Origin of the sequence: Bacillus cereus group sp. MYBKT14-1, assembly GCF_051915185.1 — a bacterium.
Lineage (GTDB): Bacteria > Bacillota > Bacilli > Bacillales > Bacillaceae_G > Bacillus_A > Bacillus_A cereus.
In genome coordinates, this window is record NZ_JBQAEF010000001.1 from 1082202 (window position 1) to 1109053 (window position 26852).

Consider the following 26852-nt stretch of genomic DNA (forward strand, 5'->3'; position numbering starts at 1 on the left):
GATCTATACAATTACTTATTTTTATTATTATTAATTTTTTCAGTGTATAGAACTTGCTCTTTATAGTGCTTCTTAATTGGGAAGTTATGTGTACCTGTGCCGTTCTTGAATTTTTTATCAATGGGGTTCTTTAGAGGAACTGTTGTAGTTTCAGTAAATTCATATGGGTAATTTATTTTAGATTTATCTTCAAACATGAAAATGCCTCCTTTTAGGATCTCCTAAATTCTTTACTATAACATGATATGCATATAGATATTTTTTGGACTAGTTATTTATATAGGTTAATGGAATTTAATTACATAACTACTGAAACATTTTAAAGGAAAACAATTTGAGAAAGAAATGGTATGAATAGCTGTTGGCTCCTATTGTTGTTTTTTTTGTTTGACAGCACAATTAATTATGTATATAAATTCAATATAGATTGTTTTTATAATATGGTTTATATGGGGTTTTCTTGATAATATAATGTGGAATATTATAGTGTTATTAGGTTATTAGGAACATTTAATGCTGTTTCATAACTGAAAGGTAATTGAAAAAAAACTGAAACTTTTCTCATAAAAATTCAATCTAACTTGAAAAATGAAAGGAAAATGAAATTTTCCAAAAGATATTCTTTGTTAAGATAAAAAGCATACATACAAAAAGTATTGACATATCTTAAAAATGTATTTTCAAGATATAGTGGGGGAAAAGATGAGATTAGAAAAACAATTAATAAAAAAGATGTATTATGAAACATTCCTAATGGAGAATGAAACAAAACCAACTCTTGACGTACTTGGACAAGCTTATGTAAACGAAGAAAAAAATGAGATTTCTGATGGGTCTTATATTCGTTTTGCACAAGGTGAATTTTATTATCGTCATCAAGATTTTGAAGCAGCTATTTTTAAATGGGAGAAGGTTAGTAATGAATTAGCACCATGGGCACAAAAAAATATTGCGGATGCTTATTTCGAACTGAATCAGTTATCATTTGCTGAAAATATTTATACTTCTATTACTACTGATAATAAAATATTGATGACCGAAATTAGACTACAATTACTTTCTCTTTACATTGAGCAAAATAATTTTGACTCAGCTTTCGGTGTTATTAAAGAAGCAGTTTCTTTAAATCCTGATTATCCGAATGTCACAAAAATTGCCCGTTCCTTTTATGAGGAACAGCAAGATTTTGATAGTGCAGTAGAGCTTGCTGTGAATGAGTTAATTCGCATAGAATCGTATCCGTGGTTTGAGGTGTTAAAAGGATATATCGATAAAGGGTTTACTAAACATATTTCACCAGACTATTTTTATGATGCATTAGCTACATTAAATAATGTAGATCAAGTACAATTTACGCAAATGGTTTCATCACTCTGGAACAGTTATAAAAATGAAAAAAATTACTTATTGTGGCTTAACACAATAAATGAATTTTTCTTACATATTGAAATACATTCGTCTGATATATGGAACAAAGTTTCTGCTCTTTACGAAGAAACGTACTTTGCATTAATTCAAGGTCAATATACGCTTAGACAATTAAACGATATCATACCAAATCTGTTAGCAAATTGGTTAAAGGTAGTCAATCCATCTTATGCTGTATTTCCATCTGCAGCTGTATTGGCATGGGATGAGATTTTCCCTTCCAAAATAGATTCAGCAAATATAGAACATGCGGAAAACTTACTGTCACATTCTATTAATCATGTAAATGGCTTAGAGTACAGCTTACACCTTTTTGAATCTATTACACAGTGGGCACAAAAGCAGAATATAGAAATAGGTCACCGATTTAAATGGTTAGTTGACGAGCTCGCAGATTTAAGAACAAATCGTATTTTAGTAACGGGAACTTCAGGGAACGGAAAAACTACATTTATTAACTCTATATTAGGAGAAAATATATTAGAAAAATCAATTTCAAATGTAGTAGTTTTAAAAAATGATGCTCATATAGAAATAAACGCTATAACAGACTCAGCGATTACAACAACGGAAGATGTCTCTGATTACCATAATATGATGTCTCAGCACCATCAAACATATAGAGATAGAGCGTGTGTTGAATTTAAATTACCATGCAGATTTTTAAATGAAAATAAACTTACATTTGTAGTGACACCTGGCTTTAATAGGAATAACGACACTAGAGATGAGATATTCGAATATTTAAATTCTGTAGACGAATTACTGTTCGTATTGAATGCGGATTCACCTTTTACTGATAAAGAACGTGACATTCTATTAAGTATTCAAGAACATACGCCAAATTTACAAATTCATTTCTTATTAAATAAAATCGATAACATTTACAGTGAAGCAGAAGTGAAAAGGGTATTACATGATACGGCAACGAGAATAAACACATATTTCCCGTATGCGAGAATTTTCCCTTATTCCTCGTTATATACAAGTAGTCAACAATTAAATGATTTAACTGAGTTTATTCATTTTAACTTTAATCATAAAAATATCGATGCAGAACGTACTGAAAAGTTATTATTTTTCATTCGAAAAACAATTACATATCTTTTGGATAAACGTGTTGAGAAAGAAAATAATCTGGTGGATGCTATTAATTGGAATGAAGATATGCTAGTGAAACTAAACGGTAGCATTAATAACCTTACTACATTTGAGAGGGAAAAAATTCATTTCATTACACAATCATATCGTTCAATGAAGACTGAAATTACAAATGATCTTACTGAAAATATTCCGAAGATATTAAAGAGCTGTTCTAATTTAATTAGTGAAGAAAGTGATTTCGGGCACATGGATACGGAACTAAATAAAGCAATGAATGAAAGAGTGCATAAATATTTAGAACAAACTGTGTTACCTAATCTGGCTCTTTCTATGCAAAATTGGATTGCAACTTCTAATAATGAGCTTCTTCAAAGTCAAACGTATTTAGAAGAACTTAGTGAAGGGCTTAATTCACTATTTGGAGAAAATAGAATACAGTTAGAATGTGACTTTAAAGTGCTTGATGACTGGCGCAGAGATACTGACAGGATGACGACTAGAATACAAATGGATGAAGTAAATATTTTACGTCGATTTACGCCAGCACAATTCTTACTGAAAAGTGCCGGTAAATTATTTGGAGTTCTTCCTAAAAATAAATCTATGCTATATAACAAATACAAACAGTATGTAGAAAATGAAGATTATACTGAAGTAACGGCTTCTATTATGAAGAAATTTTTCTTGCAATTTGAGCTGTTTGAAAACACACAAGAGCGAGATATTAATATATTCTTTAGGAATCCATTTAACTCCTTAAAGCAAGCTGTAGAAAACACGCATTTAGAAATACAAGAAAAACAAGAGATATTACATAAGATGAAATCAAATCCTGAAATCTATCACGATTCTATCATGCTCTTTGAATTGAGATTGCGTCAATGTGAAGTGATTTTAAATATAGGTGATGATAATACTTTTGCGGATGTAGCTTTAGAAACAAGCGTAGAATAAAAGTAAAAGGGAGCAACTGTAATAAGTTGCTCCTTTTTCATATATAGATTATTTTTCTGTTTCTTTAATTTTAGTTTGTACTTCGCCAGTTTTAATTTTATTGCTTTCTGAGAAGCGTAATAAATCGCCTTCAATAATTTTGTCAGACATTCGTAATTCATTTTGGGCACGTTTAATGAGGGCTTGAGCTTCTTTTTTTGGTAAATCTACAATTTCACCTGTTATACGGTCGTAGAAAGTGTTGTTTTTGTATGCATACTTATCTGTAACGAAGCTACCATCACGTAAAACAACAAAGCCAGTATATTCATCTGAAAACATATCATGGCCAAAACGAATATCATTCGTAGAATCAACACCTAATAAATTTAGAATAGTAGGTTTCATATCGATTTGTCCAGTAGGCTTTGAAATAGTTTGACCTTCTGTTTGTCCAGGAATATGAATATAGAAAGGTGTACGTTGTAAATTTAAAGTATCAAATTCTGTTATTTGATCTTTTTCTAAAAACTGTGCCATTGCACGATTATGTTTTTCGGAAATACCATAATGATCACCGTATAACACAATAATAGAATCATCGTAAAGCCCCTCGGCCTTTAGACGTTCAATAAATTTTTTAATTGATTCGTCTAAGTAACGTGCTGTTACGATGTAACGATCAAATACGCCATTACCAGAGTTGTATGGTTCAATGAATTTTGTATCTTCATCATACGTAAATGGATAATGGTTTGTTAAAGTAAGGAAACGAGCATAGAATGGTTGATTAACAGTTTTTAATATATCTACTGATTGATCAAAGTATTCGATATCTTTTAATCCCCAATTTAAATTTGTTTCTGGTGTAATTTTGTAATCAAGCTCATTATAGTAACGATCATAACCAAGAGCAGAGTACATGATATTACGATTCCAAAATGTTGCGTTATTCGCATGAAATACAGAAGTGAAATAACCTTGCTGACGTAAAATTTCTGGAGTTGCAGTATAATCATTGTTACCGTGTGTAAAGAATACAGCTCCTCGATTTAATGGATACAACGACGTATCGATTAGAAATTCAGAATCAGATGTTTTCCCTTGACCAGTTTGATGGAAAAAGTTATCAAAGTAATAACTTTCATTTATGAATTCATTTAGGAATGGTGTAACTTCTTGCCCGTTCACTGATGCGCCTATTAAGAAGGTCTGCAAGGATTCAAGAGTGACGACAATTACGTTTTTTCCTTTCGCTGCACCAAACATATTAGGGTTTGGCTCGCTTTGATTTGCTTTTACGTAGTTTTCAGTTTCTTGTAATTTACTACTATCAGCAAGTGCTTTTTGTGACCCAGCTTTTACTTGCAGTGTTAAGTCATATACTTGGTGAGTATATAAGCCTAAATTTTTGACAAGCATGACTCGGTCGAATGATCTTGTTAATAATTCAGGGCGCTCTTTTTATGCAAGATGTAGATTCGCAAAGAATACACCAATCGTTAAAAGAAAGTATAACAAGCGCGTAGAATGAGTTACACGTTCTGTTTTAAAGACCAATGATTTCTTTTTTAATAAAATAAAGAAGAAAACAATGTCTACGAATGCGAGTATAATTTTGTAGTTTAATATTTCTATAATACTGCCGCCTAATTGGCCGAAGTTTGAGGTTTGTCCAAGTACTGGTAATGTAACGAAATCACTATAAAAATCATAGAACATTACATTTCCAACAAGCACGATTGTTAATAAGAAATTAATACAGACCGCTATATAATTTCGCTTTTCACCAGTTGCAAATAATGCTAATCCAACAAATGCTAATGATGCGGCTAGAGGGCTAATAAACAAAATGAGCTCTTGCGTTGAAGACTCGATTTTTAAATCAAAACTGAATCGTGTAATAAGATATGTTTTTAACCATACTGCTAAAGCCATTATTATAACAAAACTTATATTTTGCATTTGTAAATTTATTTTGTTCTTCATTTTTACACCTTCTTTATATAATTTATTTAACTAAAGTTATATATTATGTTTTTATAACTATTAGAGTGTAATGAACCATTTAGACTTTGTTTTCTAAAGGGAATAATTTTAAGTATTCATATATATACAATGGGGATTTTTAAAGCGTAGTAGCATAAATATAACTCTTTTTGAGAAACGGGCAGAACAAGTCATAGTTGTAGTGAAATTGACTTATAGACATCCTACCATATTAAACACTATGATGATGTTACAAAATATCGAACAAATAGAAGTGAAAATGGATAGAGACTTTTAAAACTGTTGACATTCAATTTATTAGAATTGAATGTCAATCGTTTTAAATATACAGTTATATTACATATGTATTTTGTAAAATCCCGATTTTTTGTCGGTTAATTATTAGCAGGGAAGGATAGGGGGTTTATTAATATAATTTTACTATATGTAAGTAAAGTGTTTTGAAATTGAAAATATTTGACTGACATTTTAATGATAGAAATTAAATGTCAGATAAGTACTTTCCAACATACAGACCACTTGCAGCTGCTTGAGATAATGAATGCGTAACGCCTGAACAATCTCCAATTAAAAATAGCCCATGTATACTAGTTTCAAAATGATTATTAATTTTTATCGTAGGAGCATAGAACTTTCCATCAATTCCATATAGTAAAGTATGTTGATCAATAGGTTCTTGTATAAATTGTTCTAAACGTAATAAAAATTCTTTGAGTCCTTCAATATATAATTGAGGAATTTCTTGATTCAAATCTCCATAATCCCCCTGTAGTGTAGGCTGTATACGGCTATGTTCCATGCTGTTTTCCGCCGTAGGTTGTTTCTTTAGTAAGTCCTCTAAGCGCTGTATAACAATCCGATCTCGTCCTTGGTTAATGCCTTTAATAATTGAACTTGCGTATACATTTGCTTCTTTGAGAGTTGGAAAATAGTTAGGAATAAATAAAGTGAAATTTAAATTAGAAGTGCCAGTTCCTTGCTCTCGAAAATTTTGACCGTCAGGCATAACTAAACCTTCTTCGTACTTTCGAATGATGCGTCCTTTTGGATTCATACAGTAAGTAGTTGCTGTGAAATGCTCACCTTGATAAGAAAGTTTTGTTTCAAAAGTATCTTTTAATATAGAACGTAATTGATGTTCTTTCATTTCTACTCTAATTCCTAAATCTACACGTGTTTGCTCCTGAGAAATATTTAGGGAACTGCACATTTCTTTTAACCAATCGGCCCCAGAGCGCCCAGTTGCAAATACTAGTTGCTTAGTTTGAACTGTTCCTTGATTTGTATCTATTGTAAAATGATCTTCCTGTTTCAGAATATGTTGTACATCTATATGAAATTGGATCTTTATTTTCGTCAGTAAAAATTCATAGAGCTGCTGAAAAATGTTACTGGAAAGTGTAGTACCAAGATGTCTTACTTCTGTTGTTAGCATTTGTAAACCAGACGCTTCAGCTCTCTTAGTGAGACTTGAATTTTCAGTAGAATATTTTGAAACCGAACTTCCACCAAACTGACATAGAATTTCATCTACTTCAGCCATGAGTTGTAAAAAACCCTCTTTACCGACTTTTTTCTCAAGTTCTCCGCCAAATCCGTTTGTATAATTAAATTTCCCTTCAGATTTGCCTAAACCACCAAACCCGAAATATTTATCACATGTAGTACAATTACACACTTTTCCTTCGTCTAAAGGACAATGGCGATCTTCTAGCGCTTTACCTTTATCAAGAATTAAAACTTTTTTGTTACTTTTAGCTAGTGAATAAGCCATAAAAATGCTACTTACTCCAGCGCCGATAATCGTAACATCATACATATTCTTCCACCTGCTAACGAATAGTTTGTTTTTTATTTTTCTAGTGTATAACAATTTTATGAAGTTAAGAAATAGCTTTTATTAATAAAGTGGGAGTTTTTGAACTTGATGCTTTATTAATTTCTACGAGTGGTGGAGTAAATACAAAAATTTTTATTTGAAAGAAGAAACAGTTTAAAAAATAACTATGTCATATGATTAATAACATCTTACATAGAAAAAACAGACCTTTTAAGTGAAGAGGTCTGTTAATGATTTTAAATCTTATTTAGCAAACACATGATTACCAATTACTGCTACTGTTTGACGTGTCGTAATCCACTTGTCCGTTGATGTTTTTGGATTGTAGAAATAAATCCAGTCTGAATCTACTCCATTTGTGGAGATAGCCTCTTCTACAGCCATTTTTGCTTCTGCACTTGCAGGTTGATTAATTCTTCCATCTGTAACAGGAGTAAATGCATATCCGTATTTAATAGGTTCATAAATAACGCCTGTTATTGTATTTGGAAAACCTTTTGCATTTACACGATTTAGTATAACTTTGGCTACTGCTACTTTTCCTTTATAGGATTCGCCACCTGCTTCAGCGGTAACTAAGCGTGCCATTAAGTCTTTTTCTTTTTGTGAAATACTTGAGTTGATTTTTAAATGTTGTCCTGTATAAAGCTTGTTTCCGACTGTATTGTTCATTTGTTTTATAGATTGGACAGTGACATTGTAACGCTTTGCTATCGTTTCTAATGAATCTCCCGGTTGTACTTGATAAATAATTTGTTCAGAAATGTTCGCAGGCTTGGCATTTTGAGGAACAGTGATTTCATTTGATTTCACGGACCCTGGAATATGTAACTGTTCGCCAATAAAGGTTTTATCGTTTCCTTTATTATTAGCCTGTTTAATGGATTGTATTGAAACTCCGTATTGTTTACTAATGCTCCAAAGTGTATCGTTCTTTTTTACTGTATGAATGGTAGAAGCTTCAGCTGTACTTTGACTACATACGAATGTAATTGCGGCCGCAGATAAAGGAATTATATGTTTTATTTTTAGTAATTTCATTGTAAATCCTCCTAAGAAAAAATTAAGGTAAAACGATTAAGTAATGTAGTTTGAAATGTGTATATGCGTAATATATTAATGTAAGTATATTAGCACATATAAAATAAATAATCACTATAAGTTTCATATTCGTTTAGTGTAGAGTCAGAATATGAAATATTGCATATGAAAATACATTGAAGTTCATATTTCTGATTACTATAATCTATTTAGTAGAAAGGGAATACGTTATAGGATTAATCATTATAGATTAATATAATGATTAATAATTATTAATAGGAGGATTGATGTAATGAAAATATTTCAAAAAATGTGTGCGTCAACTGTAATCATTACAACACTTTTAGGAACAGGAGGCACTATCAATAGTGTATATGCTGATTCTATAGAACAGCAGAGTAAATTAGGGATAGAACAAGAAACAGATAAGCAAATCATTGTAAAATTTAAAGCGGATTTGGATTTGCCATATGAAGATGGTATTGAAAAACAAATACAATCTCAAACGAATGATAAAATAATAAAAGATCTTTTGACAGAATATCCAGATGTAACATTTACTCGTTTATTCACATCTGTAAGCCCGGAACAAATACAAAACCTTGAAGTGAAAGCACCTAATCATGTATCTACAAGTCTATTAAACTACTATATTCTTCAAAATCAAAATAGTGGGTATGAAGAAGAAATAGTAGATAAGTTAAAGGCATCTTCTTTAATAGAAGATGCGTATATGAAGAAACAAGAGAAAATAATGCCACCTGAAGTGCAATCATCAAGTGTAGCTCTTAATCCTAATAACAATCCTAGATTTAAAAAACAAGGTTATCTTGAAGCAGCCCCATACGGTATTAATGCGCCTTTCGCCTGGGGAATTCAAGGCGGTAATGGAAATGGTATTACTTTTGTTGATATGGAATACGGATGGCTATTAAATCATGAGGATTTATTACATCAAAATATTGAATTAATGTCTGGAAGAAATATAGATCAGCATGTCGGTCATGGGACGTCTGTACTAGGAATTGTATCCTCTGAGGACAATGAAGTCGGGAATATTGGGATTGCGCCAAAAGCGAAAGCAAAGGTTATCTCTCAAATAAGAGATAACGGACAGTATAATACGGCTGATGCAATATTAAGCGCTGTAAATCAGTTAGAAGCTGGGGATGTTTTATTATTAGAGGCGCAAGCATCCTTTGATGGATATGGTGATAAATATTTACCTGTTGAAGTACAACCAGATATTTTTGATGCAATTCGTGCTGGTACAGATAAAGGGATTGTAATTATAGAGGCTGGAGCAAATGGGTGGAATGATTTAGACCAGTTCAAAGATAGAAAAGGTAAGCAAGTCTTAAATCGTAATAGTAAAGATTTTAAAGATTCGGGTGCAATTATGGTAGGCGCTGGCTCTTCATCTTTCCCTCATGAACGTATGTGGTTTTCGAATTATGGAAGCCGTATTGATGTGTACGGATGGGGAGAAAATGTAGATACAACTACAGCTGAACAAAGTAGAAGTGCTGTAAATCTTTATACTTCAAGCTTTAGCGGAACATCTAGTGCCTCGCCAATTATTGCTGGGGCAGCGACTTTAGTACAAAGCATTGCTAAAGAAAATTTAGGACAACCATATAGACCTAGTGAACTAAGAGCAATATTAAGCAACCAGAGCACAGGAACAAAATCTAAAGATCCATATGCAGATAAAATTGGTGTTTTACCAGATTTGAAGTCTATACTAGTAAACTTAGGCTATGAACAAAGAAAACCAAACGGTGGGAATGAATTACAAGTAACAGAAAATGAACCAAATAATGAGCCTAGACAGGCAAATAAAGTTAACTTTCATACACCGGTGAAAGGAATGCTACATAATAGTGATAGAGTAGATGTATTTACTTTCCAAATTGACTCGCCGGAAAATATTAATATTTCTCTACTAAATGAACAAAATATCGGAATGACATGGGTACTTCATCATGAATCAGATTTAAATAACTATGTAGCATATGGTGAAAATGAAGGCAATGTAGTTAAAGGAACTTATAATGCAAAGCCAGGTAAATATTATTTATACGTCTATAAATATGAGAATAAAGATGGTTCATACGTATTGAACATAAAATAAGTAAAAGGAACTTCAGATGAAGTTCCTTTAAATTTTCTAATTTAGTATATGTGAATGATTTTTTAACTTTACTTCTATGCAATATTTCATATTGATGAAATGTTATTTATTTTTTCTGAACTAGCTTATATTATATTCAATAAGTTTGATATAAAAACAGAAAAAGAGAGGGATAATAATGAGCAATAAGAAGTTAATTTTGAAATTATTCATATGTAGTACAATATTTATCACATTTGTATTTGCTTTACATGATAAGAGAGTAGTTGCAGCTAGCTCTGTTAATGAGCTTGAAAATTGGTCGAAATGGATGCAACCTATACCTGATAATATCCCGTTAGCACGAATTTCAATTCCAGGAACACACGATAGTGGGACGTTCAAGTTGCAAAATCCGATTAAGCAAGTATGGGGAATGACGCAAGAATATGATTTTCGCTATCAAATGGACCATGGAGCTCGCATTTTTGATATAAGAGGACGTTTAACAGATGATAATACGATAGTTCTTCATCATGGGCCATTATATCTTTATGTAACACTGCATGAATTCATAAACGAAGCGAAACAATTTTTAAGAGATAACCCGAGTGAAACGATTATTATGTCTTTAAAAAAAGAGTATGAGGATATGAAAGGGGCAGAAGATTCATTTAGTAGTACGTTTGAAAAAAATTATTTTGTTGATCCTATCTTTTTAAAAACAGAAGGAAATATAAAACTTGGAGATGCTCGTGGGAAAATTGTACTACTAAAAAGATATAGTGGTAGTAATGAATCTGGAGGATATAATAATTTTTATTGGCCAGATAATGAGACGTTTACCATAACTGTAAATCAAAATGTAAATGTAACAGTACAAGATAAATATAAAGTGAGTTATGATGAGAAAGTAAAATCTATTAAAGATACAATGAATGAAACGATGAACAATAGCGAGGATTTAAATCATCTATATATAAATTTTACAAGCTTGTCTTCTGGTGGTACAGCATGGAATAGTCCATATTACTATGCCTCTTATATAAATCCTGAAATTGCAAACCATATAAAACAAAAGAATCCTGCGAGAGTAGGCTGGGTAATTCAAGACTACATAAATGAAAAGTGGTCACCATTATTGTATCAAGAAGTTATAAGAGCGAATAAGTCATTAATAAAAGAATAAAGATGATGAGAGTGAGAAGCGATAAAATATATCGCTTCTTATTTCTTTTCCAATAACCAACAATATAAATTGTACTTTTATAATAGAAAAAAATAAAAACATAAGATATAATCATACATATAAAATTTGTACCTATAAATTTTATATGTATGATTGAATTTGATTTGTTGTAATGAAATGGAGGTATATACTATGAAGTTTCCACATGATTTTTTATTCGGAGCTGCTTCAGCTTCTTATCAAGTAGAAGGTGCATGGAATGAAGATGGAAAAGGTGTTACGAATTGGGACGAGTTTTCAAAAATTCCTGGCAAAACATACAATGGAACAAATGGTGATGTAGCTGTTGATCATTATCATCGATATAAGGAAGATGTTCGCTTAATGGCTGAGATGGGATTAGAATCGTATCGTTTTTCTATTTCTTGGGCGAGAATATTGCCGACTGGAGATGGAAAGGTAAATGAAAAAGGGATTGAATTTTATAACAACTTAATTGATGAATGTTTAAAATACGGGATTGTGCCGTTTGTCACTTTATATCATTGGGATTTACCATTACCGTTAGAAAAAGATGGTGGATGGACGAATAAAAGAACAGCAGAGGCTTTCGTAAAATATGCAGAAACTTGTTTTAAGGCATTTGGTGACAGAGTTAAGCATTGGATTACTTTTAATGAGACCGTAATGTTTTGTGGATTAGGTTATTTAAAAGGTGCACATCCACCAGGAATACAAAATGATGTTCCAAAGTATTTTCAAGCGACTCATTATGTATTTTATGCACACGCGAAAACAGTTGCGGTGTACAAGCAGCTGAAACAATATGGTGAGATTGGGATTACACATGTTTTCTTACCAGCTTATAGTGTGGATGATCAAAAAGAAAATATACAAGCAGCAAATCATGCGAATGAATATGAAACGTATTGGTATTATGATCCAATTTTAAAAGGCGAGTATCCGTCTTATGTTGTACAACAATTAAAGGAAAAAGGATGGACTCCTAATTGGACGGTTGAAGAATTAGAAATCATTAAACAAAATGCAGAAGAAAATGATTTTATTGGCTTGAATTATTATCAACCAATACGAGTAGAAAGATACGATATGGATATAAAGAGTGAGGAACACTCTCGAGAAAACTCAACGCTTGCTCCAGGTAACCCTTCTTTTGATGGTTTTTATCGAACAGTTAAAATGGATGATAAAACATATACAAAATGGGGATGGGAAATATCTCCCGAAGGTTTCTTAGAGGGATTGCATATGTTGAAAGCGCGTTACGGTGACATAAAGATGTATGTAACGGAAAATGGACTTGGTGATGAAGATCCAATCATTGACGGAGAAATTGTAGATGTTCCGAGAATTAAATTTATTGAAGCGCATTTAAAAGTAATGAAGCGTGCAATTGAAGAGGGAATTAACTTAAAAGGTTATTATGCATGGTCAGTGATTGATCTTTTAAGTTGGTTAAATGGATATAAAAAGCAATATGGCTTTATTTTTGTCGATCATAATGATAACTTAAAACGTAAGAAGAAACTTTCGTTTCATTGGTATAAACGTGTGATCGAAACGAGAGGGGAAGAGTTATAACAGATAAAAGCGTATTTTAGGAGAAAGTGTATGAGTGCAAAGTATAAACAAATTGCAGATGTGTTAGAGCAAAACATTCGAGATGGGCTTTTTAATGAAACGAAAAAACTACCTACAGAAGAAGCGTTGATGAATCGATTTGAAGTAAGCCGTAATACGATACGTAAAGTAATTAGTCAGCTTGTGAATAGAGGTTATATTTTTCAAGTGCAAGGTAGTGGCATGTTTTTACGCGAAACTTCTGTAACAGATTACATTAATTTAGGAAGTTTACGTGGATTAACGAAAAATCTTGTTTCACAAAATATTGAAACGAAAGTGTTAGAGCTGGAAGTAATAGATGCGGACGAAGAGATAGCAAAGCGGATGCAATGCGAAGCTGGAACTAGGTTGTATTTTTTGAAGCGCTTAAGAATTGTAGATGCTAAACCATTCTCTATTGAAGTAAGTTATTTCAAAAAGGATATTATTCCATATTTGAACGAAGAAATAGCATTAAGCTCTGTATACAGTTATTTCATTGAAGATTTACGATTAAATATTGGTTTTGCTGATAAAGTTATTAGTTGTGAAAAAGTAAATAAAGAAAATGCACAGCTTTTAGAATTAAATGAAGGTGATCCGGCGCTTCTTATTGAAAATACAGTGTATCTTGTAAATGGAACAATTTTTGAGTTATCTCAGTCGATGTTTCATTATGAAAAGGCGAAACTTTTAAATCGAATTAATTTTAAATGAAAAATTATCGTGTGAAAAAAGCAACTGGTCCTAAGTGATCAGTTGCTTTTTATTTTTTAAGTGGATGAGCAAAAAAACACGAAAGTGGTTGGTCCGCTTTTTGCAAACATCTATTATGATAAGAGAAGAAAGGTAGTATGTTATCAACGTTTTAAAGAGGAAGATTTTTATGTAAGTTCTTTAATTAAAATAGATGGGTCTTAGAGAGGTGAAAAGACAATGAGTTTTGCAATTTCACTAGTCGTTATTATTGTAATTGTATCGCTATTTGGGACTGTACTAGTTGCAAGAAACGTGGAGGAGAATTACGGTAAGTCTACAAAAAGAAATGTGAAAAACTTATCTGCAATCTATATTCTTCTTCTTTTTGTTCTACTGGCCGGGGTAACATGGTACGCGGTAATGATTTAATAGTTTGTAAAAGAACTGAAATGAGAGTATGAAGTTGGAATTTCAGAAGCTATTGAGTAATCAGAAAGAGAACCATTTTGGATATATCCATTTACGGATAAGAAAATGTGACTAATTAATACTATTTTTACGGTGAATACTGTTAGTAAAAAATGAGGATAGTTCGTTTTGAAAGGAGGAAACTAGATGGAATGGAAACCAAATCGTGCAGATAAGACACCTGTATATAAACAAATCGCGGATTATATTGAAAGAGGCATTTCTTCAGGTGAATTTCCTTCTGATAGTAAGTTACCTTCTGAGCGTATGTTAGCAAAGGAATTACAGGTGAACCGGAGTACAATAGTAGCTGCGTATGAAGAATTAAAATCACTTGGAGTAGTAGAACGGCAAAAGGGAAGCGGAACACGGGTCAATACAGACATATGGGGTGTCTCACATAAACGAATACCGAACTGGGGTAGGTACGTGGAGGATGGATCGTTCTTACCTAACGTACCACTCGTTCAACAAATTCGAACGGAAACACAAAAAGATGATTTAATTAATTTAGCAAGCGGTGAACTGTCACCAGAATTAATTCCAAGTGATAGATTTCGAACAATTTTGTCGGAGAAAACATTTATGGAAAACCTCGGTTATGATCATCCACTTGGAAATGAGATGTTGAGAAAAACAATTGCAGCACATGTTCAGCAATATAAACAAATTGAAGCAGATTCAAGCTCTATTCTTATTACGTCAGGAGCACAACAGGCGCTTAATCTTATCGTTCAATGTTTATTAAAACCTGGCGATGCGATAGCGATTGAAGATCCTTCGTATTGTTTTTCGCTTCCAATGTTTAAATCGGCCGGTTTAAACATATTTCATTTACCTGTTGATGAGCATGGAATGAATCCAGATGACTTAATCGATTTGCACAAAAAGCATCGCATTCGTATGGTGTTTTTGAATCCAGATTATCAGAATCCGACGGGGACTGTGCTTTCATTAGCGAGACGTAAAAAAATTTTAGAACTGTCTTCTGAGTTCGGTATACCAATTGTAGAAGATGATCCGTATAGTTTAATCTCTTTTAATGGAGAAGTGAACCCGACATTAAAATCAATGGACCAAAATGGAAATGTTCTTTATATAAGTTCATTATCAAAAATTGTTGCATCAGGATTACGTATTGGATGGATAATTGGTCCTACACGTGTAATTGAGCGTTTAGCAGATGCAAAGCAACAAGTTGATTTTGGCCATAGTGTATTTACGCAGTGGGTAGCAAATCAATTTTTAGAATCAAAGGATTTCCATAAACATATTACGATACTTCGTGGACAATTGAAGCAAAGAAGAGATGTATTAATTGCAGAGCTTGAAGGAACATTGGGAGACCGAGTTGAATGTTTCGTGCCAGAGGGTGGAATACATGTATGGTGTAAAGTGAAAGGAAAGTTTGATGAATATCACTTATTAGGTGAATCTATACAGAATGGTGTCGCATTTGTTCCGGGCAGTGTTTTAGGTTCGAAAAATGAATATATACGATTTACGTTTGGTAGAGCGAATATAGAACAAATTCAACTTGGAATTAAACGGTTTGCCGACACGCTAAATGAGATTTCATAATATGGATGTGTGATAGTGAAATGAGGGAAAGAAATGAAGTATGTGACGCTTTTACTTCAAGTAGGCGTGCTATATGTATTTAGCCTAGTGGGTACGTGGATTCAAGGAGTATTCCATCTATCAATGCCAGGAAGTTTAATAGGGATGTTAATACTGTTCCTGCTCCTTTCCACTCGCGTTTTACCGTTAAAATGGTTTGAGTTAGGTGCGGAAAAGTTAATCGTATTTTTACCGTTATTTTTAATCCCTTCGACAACAGGGCTCATGGAATACGGGTCTTTTCTTTTCAGTAAGGAGAGTATTATATTCCTTTTAGTAGTTGCAAGTACTGTAGTAACTTTGATTGTTTCAGGGTATATAAGTCAAATATTAATAACAACAAAAAAATAAAATCGACAAGGTGCACGATTCAAATGGTCTTAATTATTATTACTGTAGCAATTTATTTCTTGGCGACAAAGCTATATAAAAAATTTACGTTTGCATTTACGTTACCGGTGTTAACAGTTACGGCAATTATGATTTGTTTATTTTTCATTTTTGGTATTTCTCATCATGAGTATAGGGAAAATGGAGGAGACATTCTTTCAAGCTTATTGAGCCCTGCAATTGTAGCATTAGCCATACCTCTATTTAAAGAGCGAAAGATACTTATGAAAAATTTTTTATCGATACTTATTGGAGTAGTGATAGGTATAGTGGCTGTAACGAGTATGAATGTAGTGATTGGCGGAATTTTAAATATAGATAAGGAACTTATATTAACTACTTTACCACAGTTAGCAACGATGCCTATTGCCCTATCATTAGCGGATCAAATTGGTGGTATTCCATCTATGACTTCTAGTTTTGTAGTTGTTGCAGGAATAACAGGCGCTATGATCGGACCAACAGTACTTAAGTTTTTCAGTATAACAAGTACGATTGGAAAAGGAGTTGGAATGGGCTGTGCATCACATATTATCGGTGTGAGCCGTCTCGTGAAGGAAGGCGAGAAAGAGGCGACAATCGGTTCGGTAACGATGATTGTAACTGGAATACTCATTAGTATACTAATACCGTATGGAACGAAATTTATTTTTTAAATGTAATGGAGATGATAACAATGACAACATGGTTTATAGTTACATTATTTGTTTTTGGAGCTATTAAAGTATTAGTTTCTAGCATGCCCACTTCTGTTGTAGAATCAATTATTAGTAAATTTGAATTGCATCAAAAGCTTGAGGCGGAAAATACTTCTATATCGATAGATGGAAAAAATATAGAGGGAGAAATGAAACTACAAGTTATTCATGAATTTAATGAGGCTTTGTTTTTAGATAAACATTATTTCCCGCCGCACGGAGAAGGGACACCCATAGTCATTGATACGAAGAAAGGGAATAAAGAGATTAGATTTTCGCTATATAGCTATGAAGAACATGTTGATGTCATTAAGCAATATAAGAAGAAAGTCGTTGCCTATCGTTTACGCTCTAAAAGCCTTCAAACATTGGCACCATTAGCAATAACGGAAGAGTATGCTTAAGAAGGGACCTATAATGGTCTCTTTATTTTTTTATCCAATTATATACGTTCCAAATAAAAGAATGAAAAATCATATAACCAAATAAAGAATATGTATGGTTCCAATTCGCGCTATGTACAAATAAACCTAAACTTTCAGCAATCTGTTCAAAAAGGCTAGCACAAATACCGATTGAAATAATAAATAAAATTCTAGAAACGTTAGATAATTTTTTTGAAATGTGTATAAAGATAACTGTTAAAATCGGCAGTACGAACAATGTAAAAGCTATATTAACCGAAAATGTGGATGAGAAGGGCCTAGCCGGAAAGGAATATATTTGTTTATGAACAAAAAAGGCATCTAAGCAAGTTCCAATAATAGAAGAGAGAAAGATTGTAACTACTAATGCTAGAAACTCATTCTTCTTCTCGGAGGAGGACATTTTTCTTTGCGAGAATGGCGAGTTCAATTTTTTCGAGTGTTTTGCAGTAGTCTTCTGTAATTTGTCCATTTATATTTTCCTCCTTATCAACTAAGTAATTTACAACTTGCCAATCAGTAAACCAATCTTCACTGTCAACTTCTTCATGCTTCATATCTCGCCATGCATAGATGAGTGCAGGGCTGTATATGCGATAAGCGCCATTTCGTAACTGGCATTTCTTTATTCGGCGCTTATAAAACTCACGGGAAAAAGATTCATTTACACTTGAAAATAAATGGGGCCAGTAATCTTTCCTTGAGCCTGTATGCGGATGATGTTGGGCCCAGCTTATTATTTGAGATAAAACATGTGTATCTCGAAATAATAATGAATACAATCTTTTTCCAATTAAGATTCGTTCATGTAAGGAAGTGAAATGTTTCATTGTATCACCAAATAGTAACACTTTTTGTTTCTTATCATTTTCGTAGAATGGGAAAAGAATATGATTAAACTGAAAGAAATCAAAGAGTTTAAATCCAATACTATTTAGTACAGTCTTTTTAAATTGTACATTTTGAATCACTCTTTTTTCTAAGTAGTTTTGTTCATTAATAATAGTGGCAATCGCTAAAGTTTTTTTGTTACCTGTTTTCCAAAAATGGTTCCACATCGTTTCCATAAATGTAGAAACATTTAGGTGAGGGAGAAGGTGAAATAACTTTTGTGATCTTTTTACACTTTGTTCGTAAAGTAAAAATTGAGGGTATACATCTTGGAAAATAAGCCAATTCCCTCTTTCTAAAAAAGAAAAAAATATGAATTGATCTTTCTCTGATAAAATTCTCGTATATAAATCGCCCTTTAAATCAGTCATATTCCAACCGCCGTTACGTGATACCATATGCCCAAGCAGTGCCCAATGTATTTCTGGATATTGAATGTAAAATTGGTAGTATGCGCGTGTTCTTGTAACATTATTTTTATTTAGCTGTTCTGTTTGTATTTTTATTTTGTTGATGATGAGTTGCTCTTCTTTCGTTAATTTATACATGGTATCAGAAGGAATAAGTTTGCTTTTTTGTTTCAATTCATTTTTTACATCGAATAGGGAGAGAGGCAGTGCTTTGGAAGGTCCGTTATATGTATGATATGAATTGTTTCGGTCCATTCCGTTACCTCCCTTTTTCATAAATTTAAACATGATTATTGGCCATGAATCATTCTATTTATTTTATTACGAGTATAAGAAATAAATGAGCGGTGTTTTTTTACAAGGAATTTATTTATCATGCAAACAGTATGGAAAATCTTACTGTTGTGAGGTGAAATGAAAAACAGAAACTAAGTTTAATAGTTTCTGTTTTTTTATTTTGTCAATTAAATGTAACAAACGACGATTATGATTTGAATCAATTGAAAATAATTCAATAAATATTATTTAAATTGAGATGTTTCGTAGGAGGAAAAGGAATGTTAAATAAAATAATTTTAATTACTGGTGGTACAGGTTCGTGGGGGCATGAACTTATAAAACAACTATTAGAAAAATCACCGAAAGAAATTAGAGTTTTTTCAAGAAATGAAACGGTTCAGTTTGAAATGCAGCAACAGTTTATAAATGATGATAGGCTAAAATTTATTATTGGAGATATTCGTGATAAAGATCAACTAGTCTATGCATGCCAAGGTGTACATTATGTATTCCATCTTGCAGCTTTAAAACACGTTCCAGTATGTGAGTATTATCCTTATGAAGCTATAAAAACTAACATACATGGTACGCAAAATGTAATTGAAGCCTCTACACAGATGCAAGTTGAAAAAGTTATATATGTTTCAACGGATAAAGCAGCTGATCCATCAAATACGTATGGGATGACAAAAGCAATTGGTGAAAAATTAATGGTTCATGCGAATATACAAACGAAGAAAACAAAATTCATTTGTGTTCGTGGTGGAAATGTTTTAGGAACGAGTGGAAGTGTAGTACCGCTTTTTAAACAACAAATTAAAAGATCTTCAGAAGTAGGGATTACCGATGCGAATATGACTAGATTTTTCTTAACAGTTGAAGATGCTGTTGGATTGTTATTTAAAGCCGTATATCAAGGTAGAGGCGGGGAAATCTTTGTTATGAAAATGCCGGCATGTAAAATAACAGATTTAGCGGAAATATTAATTGAAGATTCGAAAAAAGAAAATATTAAGGTGAAAGAGGTAGGGATAAGACCGGGTGAAAAATTAAGTGAAATGCTTCTATCTGAGGTAGAGAGTAAAACAAGTATAAGTTTTGATCAAAATTATTTTGTGGTACTACCGACGATTCCTATCGAAGGACTTCAAGAATATTATTCTAGCTATCCGCTAGTGGATGTGAAGAGTTTTAGTTCTCAACAAGATTTACTTGCAAAACATGAGGTGAAACAAATGCTATTAAAAGGAGGGTTTTTGCGATGAAAAAAAATGCGAGTCTTTTAATAACTGGTGCAAATGGTTTCACAGGCCGCCATGCTTGCCACTATTTTTTAGAGCAGGGCTTTCATGTAATTCCTATGTTTCAAAATCGTGCACATAGAGAAAAAATTAGAAATGGTATTACGTGTAATTTAACTAATAAGAGCGAAGTAATGAAGGTAATGAAACAAATAAAGCCAGACTACGTATTGCATTTAGCAGGAAGGAATTCGGTTATAGAATCTTGGACAGCTGCTCTTGAGTATATAGAGATTAATGTAATAGGAACGTTATATTTATTAGAAGCAATTAAGCAAGAAGCCTCGCATTGTAGAACATTAGTTATAGGATCTGCTTTGCAAGCAGATAGTATGAACGAAATGAAAATTTCAAATCCATATAGTTTAAGTAAAACGATGCAAGTCATTATTGCAGAGGCTTGGGGAGGATTAATGGATTCAAATATTATCATTGCAAAGCCCTCAAACTTAATTGGTCCAGGGGTATCGAATGGTATTTGTTCGATTCTCGCAAAGAAAATAATAGATATAGAATCAGGTAGAAGTAAGGCTATTATCGAAGTAAACAGTTTGAAAGATAGTAGAGATTTTCTAGATGTACGTGATGCGGTCAAAGCGTATCATGTGTTATTACGAGATGGAATAAATGGAAAACAATATAATATCGGATCAGGAGTAAAACGATCTTTATTAGATGTACTAGAACAATATAAAGAATTAACACAGCTAAATTTTTTTATAGAGGAAACAGAGAAAAGTGGGAGCGACTCAAATGAGAGTTTAGCAACAGAGGAAATAAAAAATTTAGGTTGGATCCCAGAAATTGAATTTCATCAATCATTAAAAGATGTACTTGAGTATGCGAAGTGTAGTGACATCTGCATGCAATGAAAAAAAAAAAGGGTGTAAGAAATATATGAATGGTTATGAAGTAATAGATAATCAAAATACGCTATTTCTTTCAATTGTTGATACGCTGGACTGGAGAGATGAAGAAGCGCATGTATTGCTTATTTATGAGGCAATACATAAATATCAAGCGTATGTAGAAGAAAAAAGGGTTAATCGAATAAAGTCAGCATTAGAGACGGAAACTAGATATGTGATTCAAATCTTTGCTCAATACGAGTGTAGTGAGTATGGAAATGATTTTTATGAACTCATTAACGATCTTTTACAAGATATAGAGGTGGAGTTAAAGATTTATATAAAAAATAATAAGTTTATTTACATTTAAAAGGTAAAGAGAAAGCTAGATTTTTAATAATAAAGGTGGGTATAAGTTATGAGCAAAACGATTCTTTTTACTGGGGGCGGTACAGCCGGACACGTTATGATTAATATTGTATTAATTCCTAAATTTATAGAGAAAGGCTGGAGAGTCGAGTATATTGGATCCAAAAATGGAATTGAAAAATCATTAGTGCAAAATGTTAAATACAATAGTGTTTCAACGGGAAAGCTTAGGAGATATTGGGATTGGGAGAATTTTAAAGATCCTTTTAAAATTATACGCGGTTGTTTACAAAGTTATAATTTAATTAAGAAAACAAAGCCTGACGTTATCTTTTCAGCAGGAGGATTTGTTTCAGTTCCTGTAGCTATAGGAGCATGGTTAAATCGTGTGCCTATAATTATACGTGAACCAGATAGCACATTAGGGCTTGCCAATAAAATAGCATTACCTTTTGCTACAAAGCTATGCACAACATTTCCTCAGGCAGGAGAAAATGTAAGTAATGAGAAGAAGGTTTATGTAGGACCAATTGTAAGGGAAGAAATTGAGAAGGGTAACGTATTACGAGGAAGAAGATATTGTGAATTTCAGCAAGATAAACCAGTATTATTAATTATGGGTGGGAGTCAAGGTGCTAAGTGGATAAATGATATGGTAAGGGAATGTTTAGATACAACACTATTAAACTTTAATATTATTCATATATGTGGTAAAGGGAAGGTAGACCCATCTATTGGCATGGAGGGATATATGCAATTTGAATATATAGGCGACGAGTTGCCGCATATACTAAATATGGCAAGTGTTGTAGTTTCTAGAGCGGGTTCTACTGCTATTTCTGAATTGTTATTTTTGAAGAAACCGATGTTGCTTATCCCGTTAACTAACAGTTCCAGTAGGGGAGATCAAGTTTTAAATGCTGAATATTTTTCACGGCAAGGATATGCGGAAGTTATACTCCAAGACAGAGTAAGTACGAATACATTTATACATGCAGTAAATAAGTTGTATACAAATAAGGAGAAATATATTCAAAACATGAATGGATATAAGAAAACAAATGATGAGGGAATTCATCAAATAATAGATATAATAAATGAAGTGGTGAAGTAATAGAAATGTAAATAGAAAAACAAAAGGAAAGAAGGTATCTTCTTTCCTTTTTGCTATATTTGTTCTAATTAGTTATGTACTATGGGTGAATGCCGTTTTCTAATAGCTCAGTAAATGCATGAATATGAATAGGTTTACTGTAATAATAACCTTGAATAAACTGACATTTATTTTTTTGAAGGAAATTTACGTGCTCTTTCGTTTCTACACCTTCAGCAATGACAGACATTCCTAATGTATTTGCTAATGTGATGATCGTTTTAATAATTTCCATTCCATCATCACATGTTTCAGACATTGTAATAAATTCTCTCGGGATTTTTAACGTATCAATTGGATACAAAGGTAAGTAGGCTAGCGAAGAATAACCTGTACCAAAATCGTCGATAGAAATGTGAATCCCTAAACTTTTTAGTGTACGCAGTTTTATCAATGTTTCTCGCTCATCCATCATTGCAATTCGCTCTGTTAATTCAAGATCAAGAGAGCTTGCTGGTAAACCTGTATTTGTTAAAGTAGAAGAAATAGATTTTACAAAATCCTCTTGTTCAAATTCCTTAGCAGATAAATTTACACCTATTTTTAAATGTGAATATCCGAGTGCGTGCCAACGTTTCATTTGTTTACAAGCCTGCTCTAATGTCCATTTACCTATTGAAATAATTTGTAGTGTTTCTTCTGCAATCGGAATAAACTCGTATGGAGAAATAATACCTAATTCAGGATGATTCCACCTAATTAAAGCTTCTGCACCGATAATTTTATTAGATTCACTATCAACTTGAGGTTGATACAAAAGGAACAATTCTTCATTTTGTAGTGCGTTTGGTAAATCTTTTTCTAATCGTAATCGTCTTTCAATTTTTTTAGCGATTACATCGTCATAAATAGAGACAGAATTAAGCTCTTTTGCTTTTGCATCATACATTGCAACATTAGCGTTTTTCAGAAGTGTAGCGGTATCGATTCCGGAATGTGGATAAATAGCGATGCCGATACTCAGTGATAAAGTTAATTTATGCTCATGTATGATAAATGACTTTTTCATGCATTTAAATAATTGGTTACATAATTGGAATAAGTAATCTTCGTCAGTATAGTTTTCAATTATGATTGTAAATTCATCGCCACCGATTCTTGAAAGATGAGTATGTGATGGAAGACATGATTGGAAGCGCTTTGCTACTTCTTCTAATATGTAGTCTCCTGATGAATGTCCAAGTGTATCGTTAATTGCTTTAAAGCGATCTAAATCTAAATATAATAATGCGAACTCGCTTTCTGTTATTTCAGCATTTTTTATAACTCTCTTTAATTTCTTATGGAAAAAGGCACGGTTACCAATTTTCGTTACAGTGTCATGGAATGCTAAATATTTTATTTCTTCTTGCTGTTTTTTTAGTGCAGTAATATCTTTCACCATAATATAGCTTCCTGAAATTTGTCCGTCTATTATAATAGGAATGATTGTAACGTATAAAAAATAAGTAAAGCCATCTTTATATTGAGAACTAAGTTGTAAGGATGCCGATTCTTGTTGTTTCACTTTCTCTAACGCCAATGCTAGCTTATGCTTATCTTCATCTAAAATAATCGAAAAACAAGTTTCACCTAGTAACTCATCTGTTGGTGCCCCAAGTAGTACACTCCCAGCCTTATTTACATTTAAGAATATTCCATTTAAATCAATGGTGAAGATAGGGTCAGGATGATATTCATATAATGATTTAAACTTTTGCTGTTTTTGAGAAAGAGCCTCTGATTTATGAACTAAATCAGACGTCCGTAAAGTAACTTTTTCTTCTAGTTGGGCATTAAATGCCTGCAAACGTTTTGTTAAGGAATTGTTTTGCATACGTACGATAGAATGACGAATGAGTACGAAAATAAAAGTAATACAATTCCCTGTAATGAGAGTTGAAGATGATGTTTGTTCTTTTAATGTAAACCCGATTAGTATTGCAACAGCAAGATAGGGAAATACAACTAAAGCTTTTTTTCCTATTATAGGGTTTACAAGGAAATAATTTCTATGGCTATTATGATCTTCTGAAATAGAGCCAGCTATTGCAATAAGTAATATAGGTATTCTATATAAAAGACGTAATAATATTATCGTTTCAGTTGATAAGTGATTATTTAAGTAAAAATAAATATAGTTAAAAGTTGCAGAACTTATTAATACAAAAATAAAGATATAAATTTTCCGTTTGGAATTAAAAATTGTTGGACGGAAAAAGAGACTAACACCTAGCAGTAGAAATAATAAATCTGCAATTGGGTATAAAAATGAAAGGAAAACATCTCCTAGTGAAAGAGCGAATATATTTAAATTTGGTTGATTAAATAAATACCATTCTAATGTAAATATGGAAGTAAGCACTATGCATATATCACAAATAAAGAACGCTTTTTCCCATTTATTGCATTCCTTTAAGATTTTATAGCAGAAAGCGATAAGACAGAAAAATAGAAAAAACATGTAAAATACATCAGAAACCGTAAAACGATGTATTGGAATTTCGAAGAAGCTATCTTGATATGTATATACTATTTTCCCTAATAAAAAACTACCAATTGCTATTGTAATACATATCCAAAACGGATTTGAACTGACTTTTTTAGAATATATAGAGTAAATCAGTGATACAAATGTAATGGCTTCAACGACAAGTGAAGCGAAGCGTACATCTGAATTTGAAAAATGAGTAGGGAACAGATAGAAAAACATAAAATAGATTGAATAGCATATTAATGTTCCGATTAATATACATAATTGTAAATTTTTATTTAATTTCAATGAAATCACCTTCTTTAATTATGCACTATGTTCGTTATATCTATACATAATAATATTATTTAAGAATTGTATCAGATTTCCTTATAAAAATCATGTTTATAAGGAAAGTGTTAAAGAGTGTAAGTATTCTTAAGGTTGAAAAAATATTGCGGTTGATAGTATAGACTGTATCAAGACTTTAAATAGAAATTGTATATTTAGTCATCCTTTGAATTGTAAAGTTTTTTTAGTGATTTGTAAGTGGAGATGCAAAATTGCATATAAAATGATGAGTATCTTTTTTTGGTGAGCTTTTTATTTTTAATCTGAAGATTAATATTTGTGAAAATGTTGAGAAAAGATATAAAATAAGAACGTGTATTCTTACAGAGTGGAATAGTATTGCCACTAAATAGGGAGGCTTTTTTATGATATATCGAATTAAAGATGCAGAAATATACTATGAAATTATGGGAGAGGGTAAACCGGTCATTATCATACATGGCTGCACCCCTGACCATAGGTTAATGATGAAATGTATGGAATCAGTATTTCAGAAATATGAAGGTTATAAGCGAATATATATTGATTTACCTGGAATGGGAAAATCGAATGCTCCAAATTGGATAAATAGTTCAGATCGTATAGTAGAAGTGCTTATCACATTTATTGAGGAAATCATTTCTACTGAAAAATTTTTATTGGTAGGAGAATCATATGGAGGCTATTTAGCCAAAGGTATACTTGCAAAGATGTTTGAGAGAGTTAGCGGATTACTATTAGTATGTCCTGTTGTTGTAGCGGAGCCAGAAAAAAGGATTCTTCCAGATAAACAGGTAATTGTACAAGATGAGGAATTTTTAAATACGCTCACTTCCACAGAAAGAGAGGAGTTTTGTGAGTTAGCTGTAATAGCAAATGAATATACATATAAGCGATTTAAAGAAGAAATTAAGCCTGGGTTAGATGTTGCTAATTATGAATTTATTGAAAGGTTGCAAAAGAATTACTCTCTTACTATGGATTTTCAGCATGAAAAATATGAAAATCCCGTTCTTTTACTGACTGGAAGACAAGATATATCAGTAGGTTATCAAAATATTATAGAAATTATTGAAGAATATCCAAGGGCAACATTAGCAGTTTTAGATATGGCAGGGCATAATTTGCAAATTGAGCAGCCTGAATTATTTGAGAGTTTAGTAGGAGAATGGATTAGACGAACAAATCAGCACAGTTTATAAAGTATTTTAGTATTACCCCTAAGTGTTGAAATGGGA

The 26852-nt window shown here is 32.2% G+C and carries 21 protein-coding genes and 1 pseudogene; 15 read left to right on the plus strand and 7 right to left on the minus strand.

All coding sequences use genetic code 11. The annotated features are described in order from the left end of the window. Positions 1-11 precede the first annotated feature (11 nt). Positions 12-197, minus strand: a complete 186-nt coding sequence (locus ACTFO4_RS05830; protein ID WP_000461138.1) for a hypothetical protein — start codon at positions 195-197, stop codon at positions 12-14. Positions 198-702: 505 nt separating this feature from the next. Between ACTFO4_RS05830 and ACTFO4_RS05835 the strand changes: the two genes are divergently transcribed. Beyond that, the gene (locus ACTFO4_RS05835; RefSeq protein WP_098770997.1) at positions 703-3486 is read left to right on the plus strand and encodes a dynamin family protein; all 2784 of its coding nucleotides are present in this window, start codon (positions 703-705) and stop codon (positions 3484-3486) included. 48 nt (positions 3487-3534) lie between these two features. On the opposite strand, the pseudogene ACTFO4_RS05840 reads toward ACTFO4_RS05835, so the two are convergent. From ACTFO4_RS05840 to ACTFO4_RS05850, 3 genes and pseudogenes are all read right to left on the minus strand, one after another. Next, positions 3535-5454: pseudogene (locus tag ACTFO4_RS05840) on the minus strand (LTA synthase family protein). A gap of 502 nt (positions 5455-5956) precedes the next feature. Continuing rightward, positions 5957-7294, minus strand: coding sequence for an NAD(P)/FAD-dependent oxidoreductase (locus tag ACTFO4_RS05845; RefSeq protein WP_098770999.1), 1338 nt, complete (start codon positions 7292-7294; stop codon positions 5957-5959). Positions 7295-7558: 264 nt separating this feature from the next. Next, positions 7559-8356, minus strand: coding sequence for a cell wall hydrolase (locus ACTFO4_RS05850; protein WP_061457637.1), 798 nt, complete (start codon positions 8354-8356; stop codon positions 7559-7561). Between the two features lie 292 nt (positions 8357-8648). Between ACTFO4_RS05850 and ACTFO4_RS05855 the strand changes: the two genes are divergently transcribed. From ACTFO4_RS05855 to ACTFO4_RS05895, 9 genes are all read left to right on the plus strand, one after another. Next, a complete protein-coding gene (locus ACTFO4_RS05855) occupies positions 8649-10490 on the plus strand; it encodes a S8 family peptidase (protein WP_242259265.1) in 1842 nt (613 codons plus the stop codon). A 178-nt stretch (positions 10491-10668) separates the two neighbouring features. Then, positions 10669-11658, plus strand: coding sequence for a phosphatidylinositol diacylglycerol-lyase (gene plcA, locus ACTFO4_RS05860; protein WP_017672881.1), 990 nt, complete (start codon positions 10669-10671; stop codon positions 11656-11658). Positions 11659-11850: 192 nt separating this feature from the next. Then, the gene (locus tag ACTFO4_RS05865) at positions 11851-13260 is read left to right on the plus strand and encodes a glycoside hydrolase family 1 protein (protein WP_000671628.1); all 1410 of its coding nucleotides are present in this window, start codon (positions 11851-11853) and stop codon (positions 13258-13260) included. Positions 13261-13290: 30 nt separating this feature from the next. Further along, positions 13291-13998 (plus strand): GntR family transcriptional regulator, encoded by a 708-nt coding sequence (locus tag ACTFO4_RS05870; RefSeq protein WP_001274912.1) that lies wholly within the window; start codon positions 13291-13293, stop codon positions 13996-13998. A gap of 219 nt (positions 13999-14217) precedes the next feature. Beyond that, the gene (locus tag ACTFO4_RS05875; RefSeq protein WP_000006458.1) at positions 14218-14409 is read left to right on the plus strand and encodes a hypothetical protein; all 192 of its coding nucleotides are present in this window, start codon (positions 14218-14220) and stop codon (positions 14407-14409) included. 186 nt (positions 14410-14595) lie between these two features. Next, positions 14596-16029 (plus strand): MocR-like pyridoxine biosynthesis transcription factor PdxR, encoded by a 1434-nt coding sequence (gene pdxR, locus ACTFO4_RS05880; RefSeq protein ID WP_000454965.1) that lies wholly within the window; start codon positions 14596-14598, stop codon positions 16027-16029. 33 nt (positions 16030-16062) lie between these two features. Next, positions 16063-16419: a CidA/LrgA family holin-like protein gene (locus tag ACTFO4_RS05885; RefSeq protein ID WP_061457635.1), complete on the plus strand. Its 357-nt coding sequence runs from the start codon at positions 16063-16065 to the stop codon at positions 16417-16419. 23 nt (positions 16420-16442) lie between these two features. After that, positions 16443-17114: an LrgB family protein gene (locus ACTFO4_RS05890; RefSeq protein ID WP_000242940.1), complete on the plus strand. Its 672-nt coding sequence runs from the start codon at positions 16443-16445 to the stop codon at positions 17112-17114. Between the two features lie 20 nt (positions 17115-17134). After that, on the plus strand, positions 17135-17560 hold the full coding sequence (locus ACTFO4_RS05895) for a YfmQ family protein (protein ID WP_000214634.1): 426 nt from the start codon (positions 17135-17137) through the stop codon (positions 17558-17560). A gap of 22 nt (positions 17561-17582) precedes the next feature. Here the strand turns inward: ACTFO4_RS05895 and ACTFO4_RS05900 are convergent, their stop codons facing one another. Next, entirely contained in the window at positions 17583-17984 is a 402-nt protein-coding gene (locus ACTFO4_RS05900; RefSeq protein ID WP_033693203.1) for a CBO0543 family protein, read from the minus strand. After that, on the minus strand, positions 17959-19137 hold the full coding sequence (locus ACTFO4_RS05905) for a DUF2515 domain-containing protein (RefSeq protein WP_086403766.1): 1179 nt from the start codon (positions 19135-19137) through the stop codon (positions 17959-17961). Before ACTFO4_RS05905 ends, ACTFO4_RS05900 begins: the two co-directional genes overlap by 26 nt. A gap of 302 nt (positions 19138-19439) precedes the next feature. Between ACTFO4_RS05905 and ACTFO4_RS05910 the strand changes: the two genes are divergently transcribed. From ACTFO4_RS05910 to ACTFO4_RS05925, 4 genes are read left to right on the plus strand one after another with little or no spacing between them, the layout of a single operon-like run. Continuing rightward, the gene (locus ACTFO4_RS05910) at positions 19440-20426 is read left to right on the plus strand and encodes a UDP-N-acetylglucosamine 4,6-dehydratase family protein (RefSeq protein ID WP_000932609.1); all 987 of its coding nucleotides are present in this window, start codon (positions 19440-19442) and stop codon (positions 20424-20426) included. After that, a complete protein-coding gene (locus ACTFO4_RS05915) occupies positions 20423-21334 on the plus strand; it encodes an NAD-dependent epimerase/dehydratase family protein (RefSeq protein WP_000739077.1) in 912 nt (303 codons plus the stop codon). Before ACTFO4_RS05910 ends, ACTFO4_RS05915 begins: the two co-directional genes overlap by 4 nt. Positions 21335-21359: 25 nt before the next feature. Beyond that, positions 21360-21680, plus strand: coding sequence for a DUF6572 domain-containing protein (locus tag ACTFO4_RS05920; protein WP_001014794.1), 321 nt, complete (start codon positions 21360-21362; stop codon positions 21678-21680). 48 nt (positions 21681-21728) lie between these two features. Beyond that, on the plus strand, positions 21729-22793 hold the full coding sequence (locus ACTFO4_RS05925) for an undecaprenyldiphospho-muramoylpentapeptide beta-N-acetylglucosaminyltransferase (protein WP_098771002.1): 1065 nt from the start codon (positions 21729-21731) through the stop codon (positions 22791-22793). Positions 22794-22872: 79 nt separating this feature from the next. On the opposite strand, the gene ACTFO4_RS05930 is transcribed toward ACTFO4_RS05925, so the two are convergent. After that, entirely contained in the window at positions 22873-25593 is a 2721-nt protein-coding gene (locus ACTFO4_RS05930) for a sensor domain-containing protein (protein ID WP_000773561.1), read from the minus strand. Between the two features lie 407 nt (positions 25594-26000). On the opposite strand from ACTFO4_RS05930, the gene ACTFO4_RS05935 reads away from it, so the two are divergent. Then, positions 26001-26816 carry an alpha/beta fold hydrolase gene (locus ACTFO4_RS05935; RefSeq protein ID WP_098771004.1) on the plus strand — a complete coding sequence of 272 codons (816 nt, stop codon included), beginning with the start codon at positions 26001-26003 and terminating at the stop codon, positions 26814-26816. Positions 26817-26852 lie beyond the last annotated feature (36 nt).

Bases quoted from the DNA above. Each gene is read 5' to 3' on its own strand.
- pdxR (WP_000454965.1), top strand. From the start codon at position 14,596: ATGGAATGGAAACCAAATCGTGCAGATAAGACACCTGTATATAAACAA.
- ACTFO4_RS05870 (WP_001274912.1), top strand. From the start codon at position 13,291: ATGAGTGCAAAGTATAAACAAATTGCAGATGTGTTAGAGCAAAACATT.
- ACTFO4_RS05925 (WP_098771002.1), top strand. From the start codon at position 21,729: ATGAGCAAAACGATTCTTTTTACTGGGGGCGGTACAGCCGGACACGTT.
- ACTFO4_RS05935 (WP_098771004.1), top strand. From the start codon at position 26,001: ATGATATATCGAATTAAAGATGCAGAAATATACTATGAAATTATGGGA.
- ACTFO4_RS05875 (WP_000006458.1), top strand. From the start codon at position 14,218: ATGAGTTTTGCAATTTCACTAGTCGTTATTATTGTAATTGTATCGCTA.
- plcA (WP_017672881.1), top strand. From the start codon at position 10,669: ATGAGCAATAAGAAGTTAATTTTGAAATTATTCATATGTAGTACAATA.
- ACTFO4_RS05885 (WP_061457635.1), top strand. From the start codon at position 16,063: ATGAAGTATGTGACGCTTTTACTTCAAGTAGGCGTGCTATATGTATTT.
- ACTFO4_RS05855 (WP_242259265.1), top strand. From the start codon at position 8,649: ATGAAAATATTTCAAAAAATGTGTGCGTCAACTGTAATCATTACAACA.
- ACTFO4_RS05835 (WP_098770997.1), top strand. From the start codon at position 703: ATGAGATTAGAAAAACAATTAATAAAAAAGATGTATTATGAAACATTC.
- ACTFO4_RS05915 (WP_000739077.1), top strand. From the start codon at position 20,423: ATGAAAAAAAATGCGAGTCTTTTAATAACTGGTGCAAATGGTTTCACA.
- ACTFO4_RS05900 (WP_033693203.1), bottom strand. From the start codon at position 17,984: ATGTCCTCCTCCGAGAAGAAGAATGAGTTTCTAGCATTAGTAGTTACA.
- ACTFO4_RS05850 (WP_061457637.1), bottom strand. From the start codon at position 8,356: ATGAAATTACTAAAAATAAAACATATAATTCCTTTATCTGCGGCCGCA.
- ACTFO4_RS05845 (WP_098770999.1), bottom strand. From the start codon at position 7,294: ATGTATGATGTTACGATTATCGGCGCTGGAGTAAGTAGCATTTTTATG.
- ACTFO4_RS05910 (WP_000932609.1), top strand. From the start codon at position 19,440: ATGTTAAATAAAATAATTTTAATTACTGGTGGTACAGGTTCGTGGGGG.
- ACTFO4_RS05920 (WP_001014794.1), top strand. From the start codon at position 21,360: ATGAATGGTTATGAAGTAATAGATAATCAAAATACGCTATTTCTTTCA.
- ACTFO4_RS05830 (WP_000461138.1), bottom strand. From the start codon at position 197: ATGTTTGAAGATAAATCTAAAATAAATTACCCATATGAATTTACTGAA.
- ACTFO4_RS05905 (WP_086403766.1), bottom strand. From the start codon at position 19,137: ATGGACCGAAACAATTCATATCATACATATAACGGACCTTCCAAAGCA.
- ACTFO4_RS05890 (WP_000242940.1), top strand. From the start codon at position 16,443: ATGGTCTTAATTATTATTACTGTAGCAATTTATTTCTTGGCGACAAAG.
- ACTFO4_RS05895 (WP_000214634.1), top strand. From the start codon at position 17,135: ATGACAACATGGTTTATAGTTACATTATTTGTTTTTGGAGCTATTAAA.
- ACTFO4_RS05865 (WP_000671628.1), top strand. From the start codon at position 11,851: ATGAAGTTTCCACATGATTTTTTATTCGGAGCTGCTTCAGCTTCTTAT.